The organism is Leptospira gomenensis (genome assembly GCF_004770155.1).
GTDB classification, from domain to species: domain Bacteria; phylum Spirochaetota; class Leptospiria; order Leptospirales; family Leptospiraceae; genus Leptospira; species Leptospira gomenensis.
Genome location: NZ_RQFA01000013.1, coordinates 1 through 2,117, shown reverse-complemented (window position 1 = coordinate 2,117; position 2,117 = coordinate 1). Strand labels below are relative to the sequence as shown.

Here is a 2,117-nt window from a genome sequence, read left to right as displayed (position 1 = left end):
GTTATTGGCATTAGAGAAATGTAATGTTTCAAAAGCAGAATACAATAACTTGACCGGAGCTGCGAGCGCGGTCCGGCGCAACTCAGCGCGATGCCTCTCTACGGATCGTCACCGCAGGACGCGGCCGAAGAAGATCACCAACACAACGGGGGCTCCGGACGAGGTTGCGCGTAACGTGGAAACGGACATTTACCAAAAGGTTATCCAGGACTATATGGGCGAGAACGGAGTTGTGACGCAACTTTTTGGAATGGAGTTGAAACAGCGTGCTGACAAACAATCGCAGCAGTGGGATTTGAAAGAAAAAGAATTCTCTGACCTGAAACAGGATTGGATCCAGAATGTTTCGTACTTGAAAGAAGTGGGAACGAAACGCTGGGAGAACATGGCGCAGGAGTTTGGTGCGAAGTGGAAGGACTGGAGAGCGGACTTCAAGGCGGAACACGAAGCGAACCAGGCGTTGTTTTTGAACAAGATCGAACAAGCGGTGCAAAACAAAGAGACGTGGACGCAGAACTTTTTGCAGGCAAGTCAGAACAACGCGGAAGAACTGTCCTAGTCCAAAAACCGTCGTTTGTTAAGTATTTCTGTGGTGCACAGCTAACAAGTGTTAAGCGGGAATGTCATTTTTGACCTCGGAATGGAAGTAAACATGATGCAACCCCCCAAGAACTTGTCGTTTGATAATCTTGGAGGTAGGAGAAGGGAAGGTAACGACTCTCCCACAGGGTGAATCTTTGTTAAGAGCGAGATGTGGCCTCCAGAAGTTGTAGTAGTTAACGTATTCTCCTACCGTGTATTGAGCGTGATTGAGTGAAAGAATGGGGATATGATGTAAACATTCCCTCCTCAAGGAACCGAACCATCGTTCCATGATACCATTGCACCAGGGAGAAGCGGGTGGAGTGAAAAGAGAATCGATCCCTAACTCCTCTAATCCTTGAAGGATTTTCCTCCCTGAAAACAGAACGTCGTTGTCTCGCAGAAGGACTGCGAACTGGGGACAAAGCGATTTGGCTTCTTGAATTTGCCTCAAGATCCAATCTCGAGTTGGATTGAAGGTGATATTGAAATGAACTATTTTTCTGGATTCGAGATGAATGAAGGCAAGAAGAAACGACGTAGATCCGTAAACCGTGTTGATGCGACAAAGATCCATTGCGACTGTATATCCTTGGATTTGAGAGATCAACCGCAGCCAGGCACTCCAATTTCCTCGAAATGGTTTGTATGATTTTAGAATTCTTTTGATGATCCGTTTCACGGAACTTAAGGAAATATCAAATCCTAAAAGTAAAAGCTCTGAATGAATTCTGGAAGCTCCCCAGGAAGCTCCGTTTTTCAACATGTCTTTGACTTGATAGTAGATGTCCCAATATATACGGAGCTTGGATCTTCCGCTTGATCTTTTCTTGAACCCGAAGATTTGTCTGTATTTTAGAAGTAGAAACCTGTAGCCCTTTGCGACTGTTTGCGGAGGAAATTTCCAAAGAAGGACTAACAAAATATTTTCGAGAATAAACAGAAACAACCAAGTGCTACAGTAACAATGATTAGGTGACTCCACCGCACCAAATTGTGCAACAAACCTACCCTCACCACCAAAAACGGAACGTAAATACTTTCAGATTATAATTATGAGGTTTTTGCGACAACAGGCTGAAGTTTTTTGAAATCTTTTTCCCAACTCACATTGTATTCTAAGCGAAATAAATCAGATTACAGAACCTGAATGGACTTTGGAATTCATTGGAACGAAGAGTTGTTGATTCGAATCACACGAGCAGAGAAAAAACCGCGTTTTAGGGGACAAAATGTCTGATTTTTGGTCCCGAAAACAGTTAGAAATAAGATAAATTGGAAGAAAAAGCGTTTGAAGTTGACAATTTTTATTCGATATTGTAGAATAGTCATAGAGAATCGTTGTATGGAGCACGAAAAACCCTTGATATCGTTTGAAATTGAAACTGATAGTTTTGTTTCAAGAAAGGTCCTGGGATCGTGCACCATTGGTTCGCAAAGAGAGATTTCCTTCTACGACCCCGCGAGCGATCAAGGCGTGGTCAAGTTATTGGCATTAGAGAAATGTAATGTTTCAAAAGCAGAATACAATAACT

At 43.1% G+C, this 2,117-nt stretch carries 2 protein-coding genes and 1 pseudogene; 2 read left to right on the top strand and 1 reads right to left on the bottom strand.

Going from position 1 to position 2,117, the window contains the following annotated elements; translation table 11 throughout:
- Window positions 1-127: 127 nt before the first annotated feature.
- Window positions 128-556 (top strand): annotated as a pseudogene (locus EHQ17_RS19715) (polymorphic toxin-type HINT domain-containing protein); the annotation flags it as partial.
- A gap of 54 nt (window positions 557-610) precedes the next feature.
- Here the strand turns inward: EHQ17_RS19715 and EHQ17_RS02360 are convergent.
- Entirely contained in the window at window positions 611-1,567 is a 957-nt protein-coding gene (locus EHQ17_RS02360; protein WP_135736129.1) for an integrase core domain-containing protein, read from the bottom strand.
- A 360-nt stretch (window positions 1,568-1,927) separates the two neighbouring features.
- On the opposite strand from EHQ17_RS02360, the gene EHQ17_RS19925 reads away from it, so the two are divergent.
- The coding region (locus EHQ17_RS19925) for a hypothetical protein (protein WP_210414534.1) at window positions 1,928-2,117 on the top strand (190 nt) is incomplete at its 3' end.